Source organism: Saliphagus infecundisoli, from assembly GCF_020177375.1.
Classification (GTDB): Archaea; Halobacteriota; Halobacteria; order Halobacteriales; family Natrialbaceae; genus Saliphagus; species Saliphagus infecundisoli.
In genome coordinates, this window is record NZ_JAIWHV010000017.1 from 1 (window position 1) to 22,438 (window position 22,438).

Sequence of the window (22,438 nt, forward strand, 5' to 3'; positions counted from 1 at the left end):
GAGCATCGGAACGCGGTTGACCGACTCATCGATTGGCAGTTCACCACCGACGACGCACGAATCAAGCTACGGCGACTCTACCCGGTTGAAATTGACGAGGACCAGCAAGTTCAGAGTTGAAGCTTCACTTAGTGAGTTTCAAGACTACTGTTCGAACGCTCACATTCCCCTCGAAGTCGGTCGCATCTACAATCCCGTGCGTCCGGGAACCGGGATGTGGTATGGAGTGACGCAGGCCCAGCGTGAAACGCTGATGCGTGCTGTTCAGGGCGGGTACTATTCGATTCCACGACGAATGTCCACGCAGGATCTGGCCGATGACCTCGGTATCTCCGACCAGGCGGTCACAGAGCGACTCCGCCGGGCGATTGTGGCACTCACCGAAAACACGCTCATTGCGATGGAGGAAGAACTCGCAGAGGAGTTCGAGCACGTCCCGGACTCCTGAACACCTCATCCCAGCAAAAGGACTACTGCGCCGGATGCTACCCGATACAACCTTGTCTACCATGCAGTACAAGCACCCGTATGGAAAGCATCTATGGGTATCGTGGGACCAACTATGGGATTCAACGACATTGCTGATGCCCTCGGGACCCGAACGCGACGGCAGATCCTGTTGGAGGTTCTATATCATAATCCAGTGGAACAATCAGAAGTTGTGACGAAGAACGATGCGCGAGAGAACGAGAAACGAGAACTGGAACTCATCCACATACATCTCCCGAAACTCCACGAGACGGGCTACATCGTGTGGAACAGGGACGATCGGGATATCGTAAAGGGGCCAAACTGGGAAGAGATCGAACCGACGGTTCGATTACTCAGTGACAGCAGGGAACGTCTCCCTGACGACACGTTCTGACGCTCTCAAAGTTGTTTCTGACGCCTGTTCGAGAAATGAGTGGTTGTTCCGGTAACGCCTCCGACTGTACCGAGCACGAGATTCGCAGTTAGTCACAATGAAATAAAATTTCTCGTGAACTGTTCCGTGACACCCGACAACGATGCGTATTTACGGTGGCCCCGAACACGCGCTACCGAATGACTTACGACGTCATCCAGGTCGGGACCGGCGGTCAGGGCGAGCAGTGGTGCAAGAAATTCCTCCCGCCGAACGTCGAGGACGGGCTGGTCAACCCCGTCGCCGCCGTCGACGTCGACGAGGCCGCACTCGACAACGCCCGGGAGGGGCTGGGGCTCAGTCCCGACGAGTGCTACACCGACGTCGAGGCGGCCTTCTCCGAACACGACGCCGACTTCTGTACGGTCGTCGTCCCGCCGGCGTTCCACGAGGACGTCGTCGACGCCGCGATCGAACACGACCTCCACGTCCTCTCCGAGAAGCCGATTGCGGACACGCTGGAGGCGTCCGTCCGGATCGCCCGGAAGGTGGAGGCGGCAGGCCTGAAGATGGGCGTGACGATGAGCCACCGCTTCGACCGCGACAAGACGACCCTGCGCCGCGAGCTCCGGTCGGGCGACCACGGCCCGATCGACTACCTCGTCTGTCGCTTTACCTGTAACTGCCGGACGTACGGAAGCTGGGGTGCGTTCCGCCACGATATCGAGGACACGCTGATGGTCGAGGGGGCGGTCCACCACCTCGACATCCTCGCGGACCTCGCGGGCGCGGACTGCGAAACGCTCTACGCCCAGACCTGGCTCCCCGAGTGGGGCGAGTACGAGGGCGACGCCCAGGGGCTCGTCCAGCTGAGCTTCGAGAACGGGGTTCGAGGGACGTACGAGGGCGCGAAGACCAACGCCGTCGGGCTCAACGGCTGGGGCCACGAGTACGTCCGCGCGGAGTGTCGGGACTCGACGCTCGTTCTCGACGGGCGCGAACTCCGCAAGCACGCCTACGACCCCGACGCGGAAGCCAGATTCGGCGAGGACCCCGGCGCGGGTGAGCCGATCCCGCTGGACGAACAAGACAAATGGGCGAACACGTGGCTGATCGAGCAGTTCGTCGAGTGGCTCGACGGCGGCGGTCCGATGGCGACCAACGTGCGGGACAACCTCCAGTCGATGGCGCTCATCGCTGCGGCGATGGAGAGCTCGGAGACGGGCGAGGCCGTCGACGTTCAGGAGCTGCTGGCGGAGGCCGAAGCGACGGTCGAGGGTTAGGGCTCGCCGATCGCAGACCGGAACTCGGGAACCCCCGGCACGTCGACGTCCGAATACCGGAAGAGCGCGCCCGCGCCCTCGCCTTCCTCCTCGCGGGTCGCGTCCGGCCCGCCCAGGGCCGTCGTCAGGTAGAGTTCGTCGTACTCCTCGCCGCCGAAGGTGAGACTCGAGACCTTCCGGGCGGGCACCTCGATTTCGGCGACGACCTCTCCTTCGGGGTCGTAGCGGACGGCCCGGCCGCCGTCCCAGCGAGCCGACCAGACGTACCCCTCCTCGTCGACGGTCATCCCGTCGGGGATACCGTCGCCCTCGGGGGTCTCGACGAACGTCCGTCGGTCAGATATCTCGCCGGAGTCCTGGTCGTAGTCAAAGGCGTAGATCCGGTGGACCTCGGACTCGGTGAAGTAGAAGGTCTCGAGGTCGCGGCTGAAGCCCATCCCGTTGGCGATGTCGACGTCGGGAACGACGACCTCCCAGCTCCCGTCGGTTTCGAGGCGATAGAGGTCGCCCAGCTCCTCGCCGGGCATCGTCCCACAGAAGACTCTCCCCTCGGGGTCGGCGATCACGTCGTTGAACCGGGTGTCGGCGTCGATGCGGGCGAGTTCCTCGCTCTCGCCGCCCTCGGCGGGGTCCCACCGGCTCACCCGTCCGTCGTCGGTAAACAGACAGAGCGCGCCGTCGGTCTGGATCGTGTACCCCCCGAGCGGGCTCCCGTCGGGGGTTTGGTACACCCGCTCGTGGTCGCCCGTGGTGGGTTCGTACCGGTAGAGGTGGCCCGGCGGGATGTCGACCCAGTACACCCGCTCCTCGTCGGGGTGCCACAGCGGTCCCTCGCCCGTCTCGGCGTGCGTGTCCGCGATCCGTTCGGCCATACCCGGGCGTTCCCGATGATCGTACATGAAGCTATGGTCCCTCGCCGGCGGTTCCCGCCTGCTACTCCCGGGGCGCTTCCTCCGCGGTGAACGCCTCGAGGACGGTGTCGCCGCTCCGCGAGAGGACGGTCACGATGTCGTCCGACCGGATCGTGGTCGTCCCGTGGGGCGTCACCACCCGATCGCCCCGTTCGATGGCGATCACCAGCGAGTCCTCGGCGAGGAGGTCGTCCTCGACTGCCTCCTCCAAGGTGTGATCGACGATGGGGGCGTCGGGCTCGACGGTGACGTCGACGACGTTCGCCCCGCCGGCGAGGCTGATGACGTCGGTCGCCTGTGAGGTCGTGATCTCCTCGTCGGGCCCGAAGGACGTGTACGGGCTGTGGGTTTCGGACTCCACGAGCGTCTCGTCTTCGATCTCGATCCCCAGCCGCGAGAGCGCCCGGGTGATCCGCCTGAGCTGTTCCGTGTCCTCGCCGACGGCCATGACGTGGAGGTTCCGGCGGCCGGTCATCAGCTGTCGGACGTTGATGACGCCGGGGACGACGCTCGCTTCCCTGGCGAGGGCGGTTCGCTCCGAGACCGGCGCGTTGCAGACGTACAGCGTCGTCAGATGGCCCTCGGCCCGCTCGAAGTCGATCTCGGCGGTGTACGTCCGGATGATCTCGTGCTCTTCGAGCTGGGCGATCCGGTTGCGGATCGTTCCCGGCGAGACGTTGACCGCGTCGGCGATCGTCGGCGCGGACGTGTTTCGGGCGTCATCCATCAGTTCGTAGATGATGCGCCGGTCGATCTCGTCGAGCCGATAGTCCATGTGGCCCCTCTCGTCGGACGGGACTTCATAACGAGGGTTCGGGAATTGCGCAATCAGCAATCAAGATTAGGGATATTACTGATTCAGTAATCCTACCGGAGTGGTTATATGTGTGGTGTCCGATGGCCAGGACATGAGCCAGGACGGGAGCGACGAGGAACTCGCGAAGGACCTCGGGCTCGTCTCCGCGATGACGATCGGGATTGGGACGATGATCGGTGCCGGGATCTTCGTCCTCCCCGGCGTCGCCGCCAATGCTGCGGGCCCGGTCGTCGTCGTCTCGTTCGTCGTCGGCGGGCTGATCGCGATGGTCAACGCCCTCTCGGTTTCGGAACTCGGGACCGCGATGCCGAAAGCCGGCGGCGGTTACTACTACATCAACAAGTCCCTGGGGCCGCTGTTCGGCTCGATCGCCGGCATGGGCGACTGGATGGGCCTCGCCTTTGCTTCGGCGTTCTACTGTATCGGCTTCGGCCAGTACCTCGCCGTCTTCGTTCCCCTCCCCGAGGTTGCTTTCCTCAATCCCATCCAGCTGGGGGCGCTCCTCGCGGGCGGGATCTTCGTCGGGATCAACTATATCGGTGCCAAGGAGACCGGCGGGATCCAGACGGTCATCGTGTTCGTACTGCTCGCGATCCTCAGCGCGTTCGCCGTCGCCGGCTTCGCCTCGTTCGACTACCCGACGCTCGCAGGGGAGGATGGACTCGCGCCGTTTGGTACTAGTGCGATCCTACCGGCGACCGCCCTCGTCTTCGTCTCCTTCCTGGGCTACGCCAAGATCGCGACCGTTGCCGAGGAACTGAAGAATCCGGGACGGAACCTCCCCATTGCGATCATCGGGAGCGTCGCCATCGTCACCGTCATCTACGCCGTCCTCGTGACGACGATGCTCGGGGTCGTCTCCTGGCCCGACCTGAGCCAGGACGCCCCGGTCGCCCAGGCCGCCGAGGTCGCGTTCCCGGTCTCGATCGGTCCCATCGAGGGCGTCGCCGCGGCCGCCGCGGCGGTGATGACCGTCGGCGCCCTGTTGGCGACGGCATCGTCTGCCAACGCCTCGATCCTCGCGTCGGCCCGGATCAACTTCGCGATGGGCCGGGATCGGATCGTCACCGACTGGCTGAACGAGATCCACCCGAGCTTCGCGACGCCCTACCGGTCGATCCTCGTCACCGGCGGGCTGATCGTCGCGTTCATCGCCCTGCTGGGCCGGGACATCGAGATTCTCGCGAAGGCCGCGAGCGTCCTCCACCTGATCGTCTACGCGCTGATGAACGTCGCGCTGATCGTCTTCCGCGAGGCCGACGTCCCCGAGTACGACCCCGATTTCCGGGTCCCGCTCTATCCGCTGACGCCGATCCTCGGGGCGGTCCTCTCGCTGGGACTCGTCGCGTTCATGGAGGCCCAGGAGATCGCGCTGTCGGTCGGGTTCGTCGCCGCCGCGGTCGTCTGGTACTTCGCGTACGCGCGCCGGAACACGACCCAACGGGGCGTCCTCTCGGACTACATCCGTCACCGCGAGGAGGAGCTTCCCGATCGGGTCGTCGACGCCGCCGACGCGGTCGCCCCCGACGGGGCGGAGGGGCCGACGATCATGGTCGCGGTGTCGAACCCGCGGACCGAGAGCGCGCTCATCACGCTCGCGAGTGCCCTCGCCGCCCACGAGGGCGGGCGGGTCCTCGCGACCCACATCGTCTCGGTCCCCGACCAGACCTCACTCGAGGCCGCCGCTGACAACCGGGCGGACCTCGACGCGGCCTCAGAGGGCCTGCTCCAGGCCGCACGAGAGGACGCGGCGCCGTTCGACGTCCCGATCGAGACGCGGACGATCCTCTCGCACCGTGGGTTAGAGGAGGTCTACGATGCGGCGCGAACGAACGACGCCGACATGGTCGTGATGGGCTACGGCGGCGCCCGCTTTACGGGCGGGCGTGCCGAGGGCGCCATCGACGAACTGACTCACGACCTGCCGTGTGACTTCCTCGTGCTGGACGGGGCGGACCTCGATCCCGAGCGGGTTCTGGTCCCCACTGCAGGGGGAGGATCGTCGGACCTCTCCGCGGAGGTCGCCCTCGCACTCCGGGAGACCGCCGGCGTCGAGGTGTCGCTGTTGTACGTCGCGGGCGAGGGCGAGGAAGGGGCGGGCCGGGAGTTCCTCGGCGAGTGGGCTGACGACCACGGGCTGGCCGACGCCGACCTGCGCGTCGAGACGGGCGATCCCGAGGCGACGATCGAGCGCCTCGGTGCCGACTACGACCTGGTCGTCCTCGGCGCGACCGAGCAGGGGCTCCTGGCGCGGATCGTCGAGGGATCGCTCGTCTTCGACGTTCTCGAGACCCTGGAGACGCCGGTGTTGCTGACCGAGCGACCATCGTCGCGGTCGCTCCGGGCCCGGCTCTTCGGACGGCGCTGACGCGGATTACTTCTCGGGCCCCGATCGGGGCAGGGCGACGACGGGTCGGTCGGCCTCTGTGACGAGCTTGGTCGACAGGTCGCCCGAGAGAAACTGTACGAGCCGGTTCCCGCCGCGGGACCGGTAGACGATGGCGCTGGCCTCGACCTCCTCTGCGGCCTCGAAAACGGCGTCGACGACGTCCCGGTCGTAGGCGGTACGATCGTCGGCCTCGGGGAACACGCGCCGGACGGCGACGAAGGCGTCCTCGGCGACCTCCTCGGACTGCTCGACGGGCGTCTTGTCGGGTACGCCCCCGCCTTTCTCGACGACGTGGAGGGCCGTCACCCGGTCGGGATCGTATGGCTCGAGCGCCATCGCGGTCCTCTTGGCGTCCTCCTCGTCGGCGATCGGGACGAGCACGTTTGCGAGGAGCTCGCGGCGGTGCGGATCGCGTTCGCTGGTCATACCGACACGAGGGGAACCGATCCCATAACTGTTCGGTGGCTCACGGCTTCTCCGTCAACCGTCGAATCGTCTCGAAACCGGCGCCTACCCCCGGGGTAGGCCGGTCCGAACCCGACCCCGGGAGAGCCGGCAACCGGATACGCGAGCCATACTAATCGGGCGGGAAGGGGACCGGACAGTCGATGGACGACTCGCTGGACGGACGGACGATCCTGGTCACCGGCGGCCTCGGCTTCGTCGGGAGCCACCTCGTCGACGCGCTCGTCTCCGACGCCGAACTCCGGATTCTCGACGACTGCTCGACGGGCCGGCGGTCGCGCTGTCCCGCCGAGGCGACGCTGATCGAGGGCGACCTCCGGGAGCCCGGCGTCCTCGAGCGGGCGACCCGCGGCGTCGACGTGATCTTCCACCAGGCCGCCGTCGTCAGCGTCGAGGAGAGCGTCGCCGACCCCATAGGGACGAACCGGACGAACCTCGAGGCGAGCCTGCGGTTGTTGGAACGGGCCCGCCGGGAGGACGCCCGGGTCGTGGTCGCCTCCAGCGCCGCGATCTACGGCGACCCCGAGACGGTTCCGATCACCGAAGACCAGCCCACCGAACCGACCTCGCCCTACGGCCTCCAGAAGCGCGCCGTCGACGGCTACGCCCGCCTCTACGCCGACCTCTACGGCCTGGAGACCGTCGCCCTGCGCTACTTCAATATTTACGGTCCTCGCCAGCGAGGCCCCTACAGCGGCGTCGTCTCGGCGTTCCTCGAGCGGGCCGAGGCGGGCGATCCCATCGAGATCGAGGGCGACGGCGAGCAGACTCGCGACTTCGTCCACGTCTCCGACGTCGTCCGGGCGAACCTGCTCGCGGCGACCACGGACCGCACGGGGGAGGCGTTCAACGTCGGCACCGGCCGCCGACACACGATCCGGCGCCTCGCGGAGGTCGTCCGGGAGGCGACGGACTCCCCGGCCGGGATCGTCCACCGCGAGCCCCGCGCAGGCGACATCCGACACAGCGTCGCGGACGTCTCGAAGGCCTGCCGGGAGCTCGGGTTCGAGCCGACGGTCGGGCTCGAGGCGGGGATCCGGGCCCTGGCCCAAGAGCGCCCGGCTCTCGGGGCGACGACCGGCGACGGCTCGACCGGGTAACGGTTCCTCGGGGGAAGACCCGCGCTGGCGACCGAAAACCGTGGTGCGGTTTCGGGACGGGAGCACGTCCCCCAAGCGGACCCTCACTGCGATCGCGGCCCCGTACGATCGGCCACACCTCGTTCGCGGTTCTCGCCCGAGGTGGCGAGAATCAGCACATAGTTACGGCCGGCAGTATCAGTTTCTCGCGAGATACGGATGTTCCAATAACAGCTCCTATCTTATAAAAAACACTTTGTTCGGTGGCGTCGTCCGTCGGTCCCTGTGAGAGCGAGCACGAGAGGAGGGACGGAGGGGTCTCGGGGACCGATCACGAGCCCGGTCGTCGCGGCGACGATCGCGGTGCTCGTCGCGAGCGCGGCCTATCCGGTCGGCGCCGGCGCGGTCGATGCCGGGGTCGTCGAGTCCGACGGGGAGGCGGCGGTTTCGTCGATCGATACGTCCGAGGCGATCGGCGAGGACCGCCCCCACGTCGCCGCGTTCGCCGGAATCGTCGCGCTCGCCGTCCTCGGGGGGAGCCTGATCGTCAGGAACCGCCTCGCCGGAGGAGGGGCGACGGCGCCAAGAGAGGAGGTCGTCACCGACCGCGAGCGGGTCCGCCGGCTGCTCGTCGACCACGGCGGCCGGATGCGCCAGAGCGAGATCGTCGACTCCGTCGAGTGGTCGAAAGCGAAGGTGAGCCGGCTGCTCGCCGACCTGGAGGCCGACGGGGAGATCACGAAGCTCCGGCTCGGCCGCGAGAACCTGATCTGTCTGCCGGGCCACGAACCCCGAGCCTCCCGGCCACCCCACACTCCCGACCCCTAAGCGAGCAGGCGATAGAGGCTGCTCGCGCCGACGACGAGGAGCGCGAGGATCGCCACGAGTACGGGATCGACCGAGCCGACCACGGGGACGTCGAAGCCGGTGACGGCGATGACCGCGAGGGCAAGGACACAGGTCACGAGATGAACGACGAGGGCCGTCGCGCGATCGCCCCGGTCGCCGTCGACGTAGCCCAGGACGTCCTCGAATCGGGGGCCTCGATCGACGGTCTTCTCGTCGGGGTCGTAGACGACGATGGCGTCCTCCTCTAGCTGCGGGAGGTGGGTCTGCTGGAGGGAGACGTAGACGCTCTTGTAGAGGTTGTTCGGGACCGGCGTCCCGGTGGCTTCGGTCTCGGCGATCCGGGTCGCCACCTCCGAGACGTCGATCCGGCCCTCGCTCTCGGTCAGATACCGGATGATCGCCCGCCGCCTGTCGTTGCCCAGGAGATGAAAGATCTCGCTCTCCTCGAGCGTGCCCGAGTCTCCGGTCTGGACGGACATGGATCAGCGAACGGCCGGCGACGTCTCCGCTCTGTCGAGGCTCTGGTTCGTCATGAGCTGTGGGTGGCACCGGTTGGTGCTAGGCGCGACATGCCCCGTGATATCTCACGCGGTCGTATAAACCATCGGGTCGGTACGAAAACGGTAGCGGGGTCGGTCAACGGTTCGTCGGTGACTACTCGACGAATCCGCGGACGAGTCGTAGTGGGACGGGGAGACGGACGGTCCCTCGTCCGACCGTCGATACGCGGCTCGAGACTCTCGACGGACGCAGGTGGCGGACCGCCACGGGGGTACCGCCGCCGGCAGTATCAGTCGCCCGGAAGGTGGTCGCCGGACTGCATCTCCCGGTAGGTGGTACAGGCGGGACAGCCGTGGACGACGTCGCCGTTGTCGCCGAAGACGCGGGCGAACTGCTGGGTGACGTGGGCGTCGCAGTTTCGACAGCGGGTTCCCGCCGTCGACGATTCCGTCGGCATCCAGGGCGTTCGAGTGGACATCGTGTGATCTCGGTCGTATCAGGCTCTGGGACGCGAATAAAAGCGATCGACCGTTCAGTATCTGAGGTGGTATTAGGAGCGGTAAACACCACCTTGGTCGGCGCGAGACGGGTCGTGGCGGACGATTTCGCGTCCTGCACGAGACGATCGGTCGACACGACTTCAGCCGCCTTGGCCAGTATTCGATCGGAAACGCGGTATTGTGGCGGGCGGACGGGCGCGAAATTCCGGGTTTCTATCCACTAACGAGGTGTTTCCGGTCGGTACGGTACTATTTCCCGAAATAAGGAACATCGTTATAAAGTACCACAACGGCATACCGTGTTCCACCCGGGCCGGGGTCGACAGGGCGGCCGACCCCGACCGACCGAACGATAATCATGTCTGGAAAAGTCAATGACGCGGGGGCGACCACGGTACCGGAGCCGACGAGACAACTCGACGTGCTGGGCGACGACTGCGCCCGGACGATCCTCGTCGCGACGAGCGAGGGGCCACACACCGCAAAGGAACTCGCCGACCGGACGAACTGTTCGTCGGCGACGGTCTACCGGCGTCTCAACGACCTCCTCGAGAGCGACCTCGTCGAGGAGTGTATCCGGTTCGCGGACGACGGCTCGCATACGACCGCCTACGAGGCGACCGTCGACCGGGTGCACGTAGAGATCGGTGGTGGTGGGATCGACGTCGGCGTGGTCCGGTCGGGCGGGCCATCGAATCCGGGCGAACTGGAATGAGCGGTCGGGAACGTCGATCCCCTCGGGAGACGGCGGGCGGAAAATCGTGCTTATCGTCGCACCCGCAGCCAGTAACGAACGACGACCGTCTGTACGCGGCGGATAACAAATATCCGATCAGTCGAACGGTCCGTGTGAGTGAACAATGCACGACCTGACCGGGTTCCAGCGAGACCTACTGTACGTGATCGCGGGCGCGGACCAACCCTCCGGCCAGTCGGTCAAAGACGAGGTCGAGACCTACTACGAGAGCGAGATCAACCACGGTCGGCTCTATCCGAACCTCGACACGCTCGTCAACAAGGAGTTAGTCGAGAAGGGCCAGCTCGATCGCCGGACGAACTACTACGCGATCACCGACGACGGGGTAGAACGGATCGAGCAACGCCGCGAGTGGGAGTCCCAGTACGTCGATTTGTAGGGGTAACCCGGCCATAACAAAACCGATATCGAGCGACGGGCCCAGGTAACCATGCCAGCCAGGAGCCGCCCTCACGCGCGTCGTAATCGATCCCGAACGCCGGCGGTGGCCGGATGAGCTTTCCGGTCCGGTCGGGAACCAGGTTCGGGGCCGGATGGTATCCGGGCGACCTCGCGGCCTGTACGGTCGGTGGGCTCGCCGCCGGCTACCTCGTGACCGTCCTGCCGGCGGGGAGCACTCTCCGGCTCGCGGTTGCGCTCCCGCTCGTGTTCTTCCTGCCCGGCTACGCGCTGACGGCGGCGCTGTTCCCGGCATCGGCACGCGCGGGCCGGGGCTGGAACCCCGTGGGTGCCTCCGAGGGAGAGACAGACCGCTCCCGGCCCGGCGGGATCGACACGGCCGAACGCCTCGCGTGTGCGCTCGCGCTTTCGATCGCGACCGTCCCGACGGCGGTGATCGCCCTCGCGCCGACGGTCGGGCTGACGACCGGAACGGTCGCGGCCGCCCTCGCGGGCGTGACGGCGGTCGTCGCACAGGTGGGCGTCCTCCGGCGCCTGCGGGTGCCCGAGGGGGAGCGTTACACGGTCTCGGCTCGGAACGCCTTCCGGCGGCTGCGGGGCGAGCAGGGCGCCGTCGCGACCGCGTCGGCGCTCGTGCTCGTCGCTGGGGTCGTCGCCGCCGCTCTGGCACTGGGTTCCGGGCTGGTCGCCCCACAGCCGACGCCCGGATTCACCGAACTCGGACTGTACACCGAGGAGGAAGACGGCGACCTCGTCGCCGACGGCTTCCCCGACGCTATCGAGCCCGGCGAGTCCGTCCCGTTCGTCGTCGCCGTCGAGAACCACGAGCGTGAGGCGGCCAACTATACGGTCGTCGTCGAGGAGCAACGCATCGCTGACGGGGGCGTCGCGGATCGAACCCGGCTGGATGAGGCGTCGTTCGCCGTCGAGGACGGGGACAGCGAGCGGACGGAGTGGACGGTCACGCCGACCGCGGAGGAGGGGACGGTCCGGATCGCGGTCCTGCTATACGAGGGCGAATCTCCCGCTTCCGACGCGGAGCCCGCGGAGGACGTCCACTTCTGGCTCGAGATCGCCGACGGCGGGGACGAAACCGACGCCGACGACACGGACGAGACGGTGGAGGCCGAGGACGGAACGAACGGGGCCGGAAACGAGTCGAACGACTCCGGGACGAGCGGGGGCGACGACGTCGGGACCGACGACGGGGACGACGCGAGCGCCGACGGAGAAAGCGGCAACGACACCGAGGACGTCCTCGAGGAGATCTTCGGCAACGGGTCGGACGACGTGGGAGACGGCGGCGAGTGATCTCGAGGACGCGACCGAACCTGGAGCTTCGACGGATGACCGGTGCTCTTCTCCGAATCGGTGGGCGAGGAGTGATCGGCGGACGGCGAACCGAACGGGAGCGGCCGCTCCGTATGGGTTGCGCCAGTCGACAAATCAGTCAGTTCGTTCGGTCGGCCAGGCCGTGAGTTCCGCCCGTTTGTTCCGATGGTCACGGCCCGTCCGCCGAACCGCGAGAGCGCCGGGAGGAAACCGATGGAGAGCCGTCGCAAGTCCCAACGAGCCCGTCCTCCGGCCGGCGTGATCGGAGAGCTATCCGCGGCCGACGGGACCCGATGGTCCGGCGGACCGTTCGGAGGCGTGGTGTACGAGCGCGAGCGCGAAGATTCCGACCGCGAGCGCGAGCGCGACGATCGGGGCGTCCGTCGGAGAGAGCGGGCCGACCGAGAGGGTCGCGGCGACGAACCCGACCACTCCGACGGCGGCGAGGGAGGCGTAGAGGGCGTGCCAGCGGCCGAACGGCTCGCCCCGGTCCAGGTAGGGGTCGAACGTCCCGCTTCCTTCCCGGAGCTCGACCCGTCGGTCGTCGGGATCCCAGTCGACGATGCCGTGCTCTGCGAGCATCGGGAGGTGGGTCTGGTAGAGCGAGATGTAGACACGCCGGCGCTGCGGACGGGTCAACTCGTTGGGGCCGACGTCGTTCTCCCGGAGGGCGACCCGTTCGACCAGCTCGTCGAGATCGCAGGCGCCGCCACAGTCCTCGAGATACCGGACCGCCCAGCGCCGGCGGGCATTGCTGAAGACGTCGAACAGCTCCGCCTGCGTGAGTTCCGCCGTGGCCGCCGTCATCGGATCCCCCGATCTGAGGGCGTCGCAGTCGTCGCCGGTTCGGTAGCGGTGAGATGGCTCACGTGGGCCGATCCCACGGGCCGGGCCTTTACTATCGATCCGCTACCCGCCACGAAAGGACGGAATACCCGTCGGAACGGCTGAAAGAGGGGTATGGCGATGAATTACGCGGTCCCGTCGCGGGCCTGCGGCGGTCGGGAGGGGGAGGGCAACGCGGGCCGATCCGGCGGCGGCCTGTAGCTCCGGGCTACCCCGGCGCAGGTCGGGGATAACAAAGCCACGGTAACGTCTGTCTCCCGATGACCGCCCCCATCCCATGACCGAACCACACACGGAGCTTCGAAGCCTCGCCCCGCGAGGTGAGCCGAGATGAGCGCCGACCGGAGCCACGTCGATTGCGGCGCGGGTTCCCGCATCGATCCCTCCGCCGACGTGGGGTACGCCGCCCACGTCGAGGGGAGCGAGAGCCCGCCCCCGACGCGGATCGGGGACGGCGCGCGGATCCGCGCCGGAACGATCGTCTACGCCGGCGTCGAGATCGGCGACGGCTTTGCGACCGGCCACGACGCCCTCGTCCGCGAGGAGACGACCGTCGGCGACGACGTCCTCGTCGGAACGAAGACGGTCGTCGACGGCGCGACCGAGATCGGCGACCACGTCAGCCTCCAGACGGGGGTCTACGTCCCCCGGGAGACGGAGATCGGATCGAACGTCTTCGTCGGTCCCGGCGCCGTCCTCACGAACGACCCCTACCCGATCCGGGCCGACGACGGCCTCCGCGGGCCCACGATCGCAGAAGGCGCATCCGTCGGCGCGAACGCGACGGTCCTCCCCGGCGTCCGGATCGGCGAGAACGCCTTCGTCGCCGCCGGCGCCGTCGTCTGCGAGGACGTCCCTCCCGACACGCTCGCCGTCGGCGCGCCCGCACGCGAGCGGGAGCTTCCCGACCGGCTGGCGGGACCGAACCAACTCGCATGAGCCGAGTCCCCATCGCCGACCCCGACCTCGGGGCGGCGGCCGTCGATCGCGTGAGCGGCGTCGTCCAGAGCGGCCACCTCGCCGACGGGCCGGAGGTCCGGTCGTTCGAATCCGCGTTCGCCGACTACTGTGGGACGGCCCACGGGGTCGGAACCTCGAACGGGACGACCGCGCTCGTCGCCGCCCTCCACGCACTCGGAGTCGGCGAGGACGATTGCGTCGTCACGCCCTCCTTTTCGTTTATCGCGAGCGCCAACGCCGTCCGGCTGGCGGGTGCGACCCCCGTCTTCGCCGACGTCGATCCCGCGACCTACACGCTCGATCCGGCGTCGGTCCGGGCGGTCGTCGAGGCCCGCGAGGACATCGTCGGGTTGCTCCCGGTCCACCTCTACGGGCTCCCCGCGCCGATGGCAGAGCTGGGAGAGATCGCCGACGACCACGACCTGTTCGTCGTCGAGGACGCCTGCCAGGCCCACGGCGCCGCGATCGACGGCGACCGGGTCGGGAGCCTCGGCGACGCCGCCTGCTTCTCCTTCTACCCGACGAAGAACATGACCACGGGCGAGGGAGGAATGATCACCACCGATCGCGGAGAGGTCGCAGAGCGTGCGGCCTCCTACGTCAACCACGGCCGCTCGCCCGACGCCGGCTACGACCACGCTCGCCTGGGCCACAACCACCGGATGACGAGCCTCGCGGCCGCCATCGGGCTCGCCCAACTCGAACGGCTGCCCGCGTTCAACGAGGCAAGGCGGGAGAACGCCGCCTGGTACGACGACCGACTGGCCGAGTTCCCGGTCGAGACACCGTCGGTTCCCGAGGGCTACCGCCATGTCTACCACCAGTACACGGTCGCCTGCGAGGACCGCGACGCGCTGGCCGAGAGCCTCGAGGAGGCCGGCGTCGGCTGTGGCGTCTACTACCCGACGCCGATCCACCGCCAGCCCGCCTACGAGGACGTCGCGGCCGCCGACGTCTCCCTTCCCGCCACGGACCGCGCCGCCGACCGGGTGCTCTCCGTCCCCGTCCATCCCGGTCTCTCGGAGGCGGACCGCCGTACCGTCCGCGAAGCCCTTTCGACCCACTACTCATGACTGCCACCGAATCGACAACGATCGAACCGTCACCCCTCCGCGTCGGCGTCGTCGGCGTCGGCGCGATGGGCGCAAACCACGCCCGGATCTACAGCGAGATCCGGGAAGCCGACCTCGTCGGCGTCGCCGACCTCGACAGCGCGGCCGCAGAACGTGTCGCCGGCGAGTACGGCACCGAGGCGATCCCCGCCGACGTGCTGGCCCGCCAGTGTGACGCCGTCACCGTCGCCGTCCCGACGCCGGCCCACGAGACGGTCGTCCGGGACTGCCTCGACGCCGGCGCCCACGTTCTGGTCGAGAAGCCGATCGCCGAGGACCCCGCCCAGGCGAGGGCGTTGGCCGACCGGGCCCGCGAGGCCGGCCTGGTGCTCCAGGTCGGCCACATCGAGCGGTTCAACCCGGCGGTCCAGGCCCTCAAGGGAATCGTCGAGAACCTCGACGTGATCGCGGTCGAGGCCGAACGCCTGGGGCCGCCGGTCGACCGGGCGGGCGCCGATTCGGTCACCGCCGACCTGATGATCCACGACATCGACGTCGTCAACTCCCTCCTCGGGGGAGAGCCCGACTCGATCGCCGCGACGGGAACCGACGACGGCCAGTACGCGACCGCGACGATGGAGTACCCCGGCGGCGTCGTCGCCTCGCTGACCGCGAGCCGGATCACCAGGAAGAAAGTCCGCCGGCTCGTGATCACCGCCGCCGAGTGTCTCGTCGAGGTCGACTACGTCGACCAGTCGGTGCTGATCCACCGCGAGTCGTTCCCCGAGTACGTCACCGTCGACGGAACCAACCGCTACCGCCACGAGAGCGTCATCGAACGCCCCCGGATCGCCAACCGCGAACCGCTCCGGGTCGAACTCGAGTCGTTCCTCGCGGCCGCGTCGTCGGGACTCGTTCCCGAGGTCACCGCCGAGGACGGCATTCGGGCCCTGGAGACGGTCCGGCGGATCGACCGGCTGATCGGCGAGAGCGAGGGGATCGAGGTGCGGGCCGGATGAGCCGGGGTCCCTACGGCGCGAGCGAGGAGCGCCTCCGTGAGGGGTTCCACGCGGGCGAGTACCCGATCGCAGTGTACGGCCTCGGCAAGATGGGGCTGCCGCTCGCGGCCGTCTTCGCCGAAGCGACCGGCGCCGTCACCGGCGTCGACGTCGATCCTTCCGTGGTCGAGACCGTCGCTACCGGCGACTGCCACGTCACGGCCGAACCCGGACTCGCCGACCTCGTCGCCGGGCAGGTCGAGGGCGGCCGGTTGACGGCGACCACCGACGGGGAGCGGGCGGCCCGGGAGGCGACCGTCCACGTCGTCATCGTCCCGACGCTCGTCTCCGGGGGCGAACCCGACCTCTCGACGGTCGAGGCCGTCCTCGACGTCGTCGCGGCCGGCCTCTCGCCGGGCGACCTCGTGATCGCCGAATCGACGCTTCCGCCCGGGACCTGCCGGGACGCCATCGTTCCTCACCTGGCCGCCGGAAGCGGTCTCGAACCCGCGGAGTTCGGCGTCGCGGCCTGCCCCGAGCGGACGGCCTCGGGGACCGCCCTCCGGGACATCCGGGGTGCGTACCCGAAGGTCGTCGGCGGGGTAGACGAGGTGAGCGCACGGGCCGCGAGCGCCCTCTACCGGGAGGTCAGCAATAACGAGATCCACGTCGTGGGCGACGCGGCGACCGCCGAGGCCGTCAAGGTCTTCGAGGGCGTCTACCGGGACGCCAACATCGCGCTCGCGAACGAACTCGGCCTCCTGGGCGACGAACTCGGGATCTCCGCCCGCGAGGCGATCGCGGCCGCGAACGCGATCCCGATGTGTGACCTCCACGATCCGGGTCCCGGCGTCGGCGGCCACTGCATCCCCAACTACCCCTACTTCCTGCTCGCGGGCAGCGAGACGCCCCTCGAGGTGATCCGCACGGCCAGAACGCGAAACGAGACGATGCCGGCGGCGACCGCCGACGCCTTCGCCGACGAACTCGCGGCCGCCGGCGAGGAGGTGGCGGGTGCGTCGGTGCTCGTCCTCGGACTCACGTATCGCCCAGGGGTCGCCGAGACCCGCAGATCGCCCGCGCTGGGCGTCATCGACCGACTGGAGGAACTGGGTGCCGACGTCGCCGCCTGCGACCCGCTGGTCGATCCGGGGGAGTTCGGCGTCCGCCCGGTCGCGGTCGGCGAGATCCCCGACCAAGAGTTCGACGGCGCGATCCTCGTGACGCCCCAGACGGAATTCGAGACGATCGAGTGGAAACGCATCGACCCGATGGTCGTCGTAGACGGCCGGGACGCCCTCGATCTCACGGGGACCGACCACCGGTGTCGGACGCTCGCGGGGTCGGTCGGCGACCGGCCGCGGGTCGTCTCCCGCGCCGAACGCGAAGCACCCGACTACCTTCCCGATCAGTGATGGAGGTTCTCACGCTCACTACGAACGAGAACGCGCCGTTCATGATCCAGCAGCAGGCCGCCCTCGAGGAACGCGGCGTCTCCTTTAGCACCCTCTCCGTCGGCGGCGAGATCGGAAACGGAACCTCGAGGTCGCCCGCGGACTACCTCCGATTCTTTCCGCGAGTCCGGCGGGAGGCGAGAGAGGGCTACGACCTGATCCACGCCCACTACGGGCTGACGGCGCCGATGGCCCTCGCCGGGCGGGAGGTTCCAGTCGTCCTCTCGCTGTGGGGCTCGGACGTCCACGGCCCCGTCGCCCCGGTGAGCCGGGCCTGTGTGCCCTTCTGTGCGGCGGTCGTCGTCATGTCCCCCGAGATGCGCCGGGCGATCGGCACGGGCGAGGTGATCCCCGATGGGGTCGATCTCGCCCTGTTCCGGCCACGGGATCGGAACGAGGCCCGCGAGCGCGTCGGCTGGAACGGCGAGGGGTACGACGTCCTCTTTCCCTACCACCCCAGCCGCGAGGTCAAGGACTACCCGCGGGCAAAGCGGATCGCGGGCGTCGCCGACGCCCTCCTCGACCGCCCGGTTCGCCTCCGGACGGTTTCGGGCGTGGACCACGACCGGATTCCCGACTACATGAACGCCGCCGACGCGCTCCTGCTGACCTCCCACAGCGAGGGGTCGCCGAACTCCGTCAAGGAGGCCATGGCCTGCAATCTTCCCGTGGTCACTACCGACGTCGGCGACGTCCGCGAGCGCCTCCGGGGGGTCTCTCCCTCCGTGGTCGCTCGAACCGACGACGAACTGATCGACGGGCTGATCGGGGTTCTGGAACGCAGCGAGCGATCGAACGGACGGGAGGCCGCTCGAACGGTGAGCATCGAGGCGACCGCCGACGCGATGCACTCGGTCTACGAGCGGGTCTGCGGGGCCGATGCGGTCGGCGACGGCGAGCGGTCCGTCGATCCCGCCGTCCGACCGGACGCGCGGTGACGCCTCCCATCGGCACGGTCACCGCATCGGGACGAGACGGGGTGGTGTCGTCTGCAGAAGGGTGTGAGTATATATCGCTTCTGGCCGATCATATAAATATTTTTGACCGGTTGGCGGGATCGACAGTCATGGCCAACAGCAATGGCGGCGACCGGCTCGACCGACGTGGCTTCCTCGCGGGCGTCGGGGCCGCGGTCGGCTCGCTCGCGCTCCCGGCGACCGTCTTCGGGTCCGAGGCCGCGAGCGCGGCGGAGGGGGTCGAACTCGACCGGCTCACGTTCTACTCGTCGGCGAGCCAGATCGCCGCCGACGGCGAGAGCGAGCTGGGAGACGAGGATCACGTCGTCGTGTGGGCCGAGCCGACGGCATACAACTTCGAGACGACCGCCGACGGTCCCGAGACCGTGGTGTACGACGAGAACCCGATCCCGCTCGTCTCGGAGGACGGCGGCGTCGTCGGGATCGGCACCGCCGACTTCGTCAGCGACTCCAACGGCGGCTTCGACGCCGACAACGAGCAGTTCATGCTCAACCTCTTCGACGCGAGGATGGGCGGCGAGGGCACGGTCGTCTGGGACGAGGGCCACGACCAGTTCTACGAACTCGGCCTCGACTACTACGACTCCTTCCGTCAGTACGCCGGCGACTCCGGCTACGACCTGCGGGCGACGACGGACCTCCTGGGAAGCGGATCGCTCACCCTCCCCTCGACGGCGAGCCAGGTGGCCCCCGACGGCGGGGCCCTGACCGACCCCGAGCGCGTGATGGTATGGGCCGAGGACACCGCCGAGAACGTGGACAACGCGGGCGACGAAGCCGCACACCTCTACGGAGAGGACGAGGAGATCCCGCTGATCTCGCGCGAGGGGGACGTCGTCGGCTTCGGCACGCCCGAACTGATCGCGGACGACGACTTCGGCGACGCAAACAAGGAGTTCGCGCTCGCTCTCCTGGAGGACACGATCGGCGCTTCGGGAACCGTCGTCTGGGACGACGCCCACGACACCTTCTACGACTCCTCGAACTTCGGCGCGTTCGCCGACGCGGTCGAGAACGAGGGCTACGGGTTCGAGGCGAGCGAGGACCTGCTCGCCGGCTCCGGCGGCAGTGGCGGCGGCAGCACGGAGGGTGGCGTGCTGGCGGCCGACCCCGCTACCCCCGGCGAACCCTCGACGCACACCTGGACGCTCGAGGACCTCGCTTTCGGCGAGTCGGGAGCCGACGGCGACGAGGTCGACACGATCGCCGTCGAGTACGAAAGCGCCTCGCTGGACGGGCTGACCGACGACGACGTCACAGTGACGATGACCCGAACCCTCTCGGGCGGGCCGGACACGACCGAGATCAGCGTCAACCAGGGGAGCTACGGCGGGTCGTCGGCGACGTTCGACCTCTCGGGGAGCTTCCAGAGCGACGTCGCCGGTCCCGTAATCGTCGAGATCGACGGCGTCGAGAACCCCGCCGAAAGCGAGACGGCGACGATCACGCTCAAGGGTGACGCCGATCCAGTAAGCGTCGAGGCCGAACTCGCGGTCGGCGACGGGATATCGGATCTCGAGGGCGCCGACCTGCTCGCGGTCCCGTCGCCAAGCGAGGCCTATACCGACAATGAACTCGCCGCGCTCGATGACCACCTCGCTGGCGGCGGTGCCGTGTTCCTGCTCGATCAGTCCGATTACAACGGGTATGACGAAACCCCGAATCTGAACGCCATCGCCGACCACCTCGATCTCGGCTTCCGCTTCAACGCTGACCAGGTCGAGGACCCCGAGAACAACGCGGGCGCCCCCTACGTCCCGACGACCGCCAACTTCAACGACGGGTTCGACGTCTTCTCTGACCTCGGCGGGATCGGCCTCGCCGACGCCGACGGCCTCGTGGTCGCCTCGCCGACCGAGGCGTTCTCGGGGCCCGAACTCGACGCCCTCTCTTCGTTCGTCGATTCGGGCGGCGCCGTCTTCCTGCTCGACGAGTCGGACTTCGGCGGGGTGGGCAACACGGAGACGGGCTTCGACGAAACCGAAAATCTGAACGGAATCGCCGACGCCCTCGAGCTCGCCTTCCGCTTTAACTCCGATCAGGTCAACAACGGCGACGGCGAGTTCGACATCGAGACGACGAACTTCAACACCGACTTCGACTACTTCGCCGAGCGCGACACCGTCCTCGGGATCGACTTCGATCCCGCGGAGACCTACTACGGACGGATCGTGAGCGTGATCGACGGCGATACGGTGGACGTCGAGTTCGATGGCGAGTACGACTACACCGACAGGGTCCGGACGCTCGGCTTCGACACGCCCGAGACGGGCGGCGGAAACGAGATCGAGGAGTGGTTCGGGATCGAGAGCGAGTCCCATCTCGACGAGTGGGGCGGGAAGGCCGCCTCGTTCTCGCTCGATCGGCTGGCGCCGGATGGAGCCGGAACCGGCGAGTCCATCGAGGGCCGGCGGATCGAACTCAGCTTCGACGAGGTCGAGCCCCTGCGCGGGAACTACGGCCGGCTCCTGGGCTACCTGAGCTACGACCCCGACGACTTCGACGCCGGTCCCGACGGGAACTACACCGCCGAGTACAACCTCGAGATGGTCGAGGAGGGGTACGCCCGGGTCTACTCCTCGGGATTCGCGCGCCACGACGAGTTCGCGGCCACGGAAGAGGCCGCCCTCGCCGACGGCCGCGGGGTCTGGGAGGCGTCCGACTTCGAGGCCGTCCCCGAACACCGCAACGACCCCGTCGAGGAGGTGTACGTCCCGCGGGCCTCGAGCATCACGACGAGTTCGGGTCCCCTTCCGGCCGACCGGTCGCCGGTGCTCGCAGGCGAGAGCGCCGAACAGGACTCCCTCGGCGGCGAGTTCGAGAGCTACGACGACGCCCCGCTCGTGGGCGTCGACGAGGACAGCCGCGTCGGGATGGTCGGCGGGGTTCTCATCGACGAGGCCTACGAGGAGGACGAGGATCTCGGCGTGGACACGAGCGGCTACGGCAACTTCCCCCTGGTAACCAACCTCGCGGCCTCTCTCTCGGAGAACGACGGGGACTTCCTGATCGAGGGCGGCCACGCCCAGTTCGGTGCCGCCGGCTCGATCTCGCTCGAGGACGCCCGGTACTACCTCAGATTCGTCGAGGGCGTCGGGAGCCGCCTGCGCCAGATCAACGACGTCGTGAACACGTTGCCCGAGGAGGACGAACCGACGGCCGTCTTCCTCACCGCGCCGGGGCGGGCGTACACCGACGCCGAACTCGCCGCGCTCGCGGAGTACCGCGACGCGGGCGGCGCGGTCGTCCTCCTGGGAAGCGCCGAGGCGAGCGCCGCCCACCGGGGGAACCTCGAGGCGGTCGCGGCGGGACTGGGCTCGGACCTCCGACTGAACGACGACCGCGTGATCGATCCCGAGTCGAACCTCGCCGACGACCCCGGACTCCCGGTCACGGGCCGCTTCGACGAGCGGTTCGGGCTGTTCCATCCGGTCGGTGAGCCACCCGTCGAGGAGCTGACCGTCCGCTACGGCGAGCACGATCCCGTCTCGGTCGGCTCGGTCACCGGCGACGTCCACGTCAGCGGCTCGGCAGCGGTGCCGGCGATCGAGATCGCCGGCGACGTCGGCGGCGACCTCGTCGTGGACGGTGCCGCCGAGGTCGGAGAGATCTCGGTCGCGGGCGACGTCGCGGGCGAGGTCCGAATCACTGCCGGCTCCCTGGTCGCCGACGTCGCGATCGACGGCTCGGTCGGTGGCCTCGCCCTCCGCGGGAACGCCGCGGTCGAGGGCGGTTTCTCGATCGGATCGGTCGCGGGCGCGATCGGCCTCGCGGGATCGGCGACCGTCGAGGGCGATCTCTCGGTCGCAGGCGACGTGGCCGACGGCGTGGACCTGAGCGGCGCGAGCGCCATCGAGGGGACGCTCTCCGCTGGGGGCGTCGGCGGCGACGTCGTCCTCCGGGGGAGCCCGACGGTCGGCGCCATCGAGATCGAAGAGCTCGAGGGCGAGGTGATCGATCGGAGCAACCCGCAGGTCGGATCGGCGAGCGGGCCGGGTCAGACCGGCCGGCGGGGCCGACCCTGA

At 68.4% G+C, this 22,438-nt stretch carries 21 protein-coding genes; 15 read left to right on the top strand and 6 right to left on the bottom strand.

Annotated features, from left to right (window positions below; genetic code table 11):
* From LCF40_RS15950 to LCF40_RS15960, 3 genes are all read left to right on the top strand, one after another.
* Positions 1-448 (top strand): helix-turn-helix domain-containing protein (locus LCF40_RS15950; RefSeq protein WP_425600719.1); only part of this gene is annotated, 448 nt, incomplete at its 5' end.
* 114 nt (positions 449-562) lie between these two features.
* Positions 563-865, top strand: a complete 303-nt coding sequence (locus LCF40_RS15955; RefSeq protein WP_224829226.1) for a hypothetical protein — start codon at positions 563-565, stop codon at positions 863-865.
* Positions 866-1,044: 179 nt separating this feature from the next.
* A complete protein-coding gene (locus tag LCF40_RS15960; protein ID WP_224829227.1) occupies positions 1,045-2,127 on the top strand; it encodes a Gfo/Idh/MocA family protein in 1,083 nt (360 codons plus the stop codon).
* Here the strand turns inward: LCF40_RS15960 and LCF40_RS15965 are convergent.
* Both LCF40_RS15965 and LCF40_RS15970 read right to left on the bottom strand, forming a co-directional pair.
* Complete coding sequence (locus LCF40_RS15965; protein WP_224829228.1) at positions 2,124-2,999, bottom strand: SMP-30/gluconolactonase/LRE family protein; 876 nt, start codon at positions 2,997-2,999, stop codon at positions 2,124-2,126. The two genes, LCF40_RS15960 and LCF40_RS15965, sit on opposite strands and share 4 nt — an antisense overlap.
* Positions 3,000-3,060: 61 nt before the next feature.
* Positions 3,061-3,813: an Lrp/AsnC family transcriptional regulator gene (locus tag LCF40_RS15970; RefSeq protein WP_224829229.1), complete on the bottom strand. Its 753-nt coding sequence runs from the start codon at positions 3,811-3,813 to the stop codon at positions 3,061-3,063.
* A 133-nt stretch (positions 3,814-3,946) separates the two neighbouring features.
* Between LCF40_RS15970 and LCF40_RS15975 the strand changes: the two genes are divergently transcribed.
* Positions 3,947-6,223: an amino acid permease gene (locus LCF40_RS15975; protein WP_224829230.1), complete on the top strand. Its 2,277-nt coding sequence runs from the start codon at positions 3,947-3,949 to the stop codon at positions 6,221-6,223.
* A 6-nt stretch (positions 6,224-6,229) separates the two neighbouring features.
* Here LCF40_RS15975 and LCF40_RS15980 read toward each other — a convergent pair whose 3' ends face one another.
* A complete protein-coding gene (locus LCF40_RS15980) occupies positions 6,230-6,670 on the bottom strand; it encodes a universal stress protein (protein ID WP_224829231.1) in 441 nt (146 codons plus the stop codon).
* A 182-nt stretch (positions 6,671-6,852) separates the two neighbouring features.
* On the opposite strand from LCF40_RS15980, the gene LCF40_RS15985 reads away from it, so the two are divergent.
* Entirely contained in the window at positions 6,853-7,809 is a 957-nt protein-coding gene (locus tag LCF40_RS15985) for an NAD-dependent epimerase/dehydratase family protein (RefSeq protein ID WP_224829232.1), read from the top strand.
* 264 nt (positions 7,810-8,073) lie between these two features.
* Positions 8,074-8,616 (top strand): helix-turn-helix transcriptional regulator, encoded by a 543-nt coding sequence (locus LCF40_RS23450; RefSeq protein ID WP_318247904.1) that lies wholly within the window; start codon positions 8,074-8,076, stop codon positions 8,614-8,616.
* On the opposite strand, the gene LCF40_RS15995 is transcribed toward LCF40_RS23450, so the two are convergent.
* Positions 8,613-9,116, bottom strand: a complete 504-nt coding sequence (locus LCF40_RS15995; RefSeq protein WP_114576489.1) for a DUF7344 domain-containing protein — start codon at positions 9,114-9,116, stop codon at positions 8,613-8,615. The two genes, LCF40_RS23450 and LCF40_RS15995, sit on opposite strands and share 4 nt — an antisense overlap.
* Positions 9,117-9,427: 311 nt before the next feature.
* Entirely contained in the window at positions 9,428-9,616 is a 189-nt protein-coding gene (locus LCF40_RS16000) for a DUF7563 family protein (protein WP_224829233.1), read from the bottom strand.
* Between the two features lie 380 nt (positions 9,617-9,996).
* On the opposite strand from LCF40_RS16000, the gene LCF40_RS16005 reads away from it, so the two are divergent.
* The 3 genes from LCF40_RS16005 to LCF40_RS16015 all read left to right on the top strand — a co-directional run bounded on the left by LCF40_RS16005 (position 9,997) and on the right by LCF40_RS16015 (position 12,105).
* Complete coding sequence (locus LCF40_RS16005) at positions 9,997-10,353, top strand: ArsR/SmtB family transcription factor (protein ID WP_224829234.1); 357 nt, start codon at positions 9,997-9,999, stop codon at positions 10,351-10,353.
* Between the two features lie 145 nt (positions 10,354-10,498).
* Positions 10,499-10,774 carry a PadR family transcriptional regulator gene (locus LCF40_RS16010; RefSeq protein ID WP_114576486.1) on the top strand — a complete coding sequence of 92 codons (276 nt, stop codon included), beginning with the start codon at positions 10,499-10,501 and terminating at the stop codon, positions 10,772-10,774.
* Between the two features lie 113 nt (positions 10,775-10,887).
* A complete protein-coding gene (locus LCF40_RS16015; RefSeq protein ID WP_224829235.1) occupies positions 10,888-12,105 on the top strand; it encodes a DUF1616 domain-containing protein in 1,218 nt (405 codons plus the stop codon).
* Positions 12,106-12,396: 291 nt separating this feature from the next.
* On the opposite strand, the gene LCF40_RS16020 is transcribed toward LCF40_RS16015, so the two are convergent.
* A complete protein-coding gene (locus LCF40_RS16020; RefSeq protein WP_224829236.1) occupies positions 12,397-12,933 on the bottom strand; it encodes a DUF7344 domain-containing protein in 537 nt (178 codons plus the stop codon).
* Positions 12,934-13,302: 369 nt separating this feature from the next.
* Between LCF40_RS16020 and LCF40_RS16025 the strand changes: the two genes are divergently transcribed.
* The 6 genes from LCF40_RS16025 to LCF40_RS16050 all read left to right on the top strand — a co-directional run bounded on the left by LCF40_RS16025 (position 13,303) and on the right by LCF40_RS16050 (position 22,438).
* Positions 13,303-13,911, top strand: a complete 609-nt coding sequence (locus LCF40_RS16025; protein ID WP_224829237.1) for an acyltransferase — start codon at positions 13,303-13,305, stop codon at positions 13,909-13,911.
* A complete protein-coding gene (locus LCF40_RS16030; RefSeq protein WP_380683703.1) occupies positions 13,815-15,005 on the top strand; it encodes a DegT/DnrJ/EryC1/StrS family aminotransferase in 1,191 nt (396 codons plus the stop codon). Before LCF40_RS16025 ends, LCF40_RS16030 begins: the two co-directional genes overlap by 97 nt.
* Positions 15,002-16,003 (top strand): Gfo/Idh/MocA family protein, encoded by a 1,002-nt coding sequence (locus LCF40_RS16035; protein ID WP_224829239.1) that lies wholly within the window; start codon positions 15,002-15,004, stop codon positions 16,001-16,003. The genes LCF40_RS16030 and LCF40_RS16035 overlap by 4 nt, the downstream gene beginning before the upstream one ends.
* The gene (locus LCF40_RS16040; RefSeq protein ID WP_224829240.1) at positions 16,000-17,397 is read left to right on the top strand and encodes a nucleotide sugar dehydrogenase; all 1,398 of its coding nucleotides are present in this window, start codon (positions 16,000-16,002) and stop codon (positions 17,395-17,397) included. The genes LCF40_RS16035 and LCF40_RS16040 overlap by 4 nt, the downstream gene beginning before the upstream one ends.
* Entirely contained in the window at positions 17,397-18,374 is a 978-nt protein-coding gene (locus tag LCF40_RS16045) for a glycosyltransferase (protein WP_224829241.1), read from the top strand. Before LCF40_RS16040 ends, LCF40_RS16045 begins: the two co-directional genes overlap by 1 nt.
* A 128-nt stretch (positions 18,375-18,502) precedes the next feature.
* On the top strand, positions 18,503-22,438 hold the full coding sequence (locus LCF40_RS16050) for a thermonuclease family protein (RefSeq protein ID WP_224829242.1): 3,936 nt from the start codon (positions 18,503-18,505) through the stop codon (positions 22,436-22,438).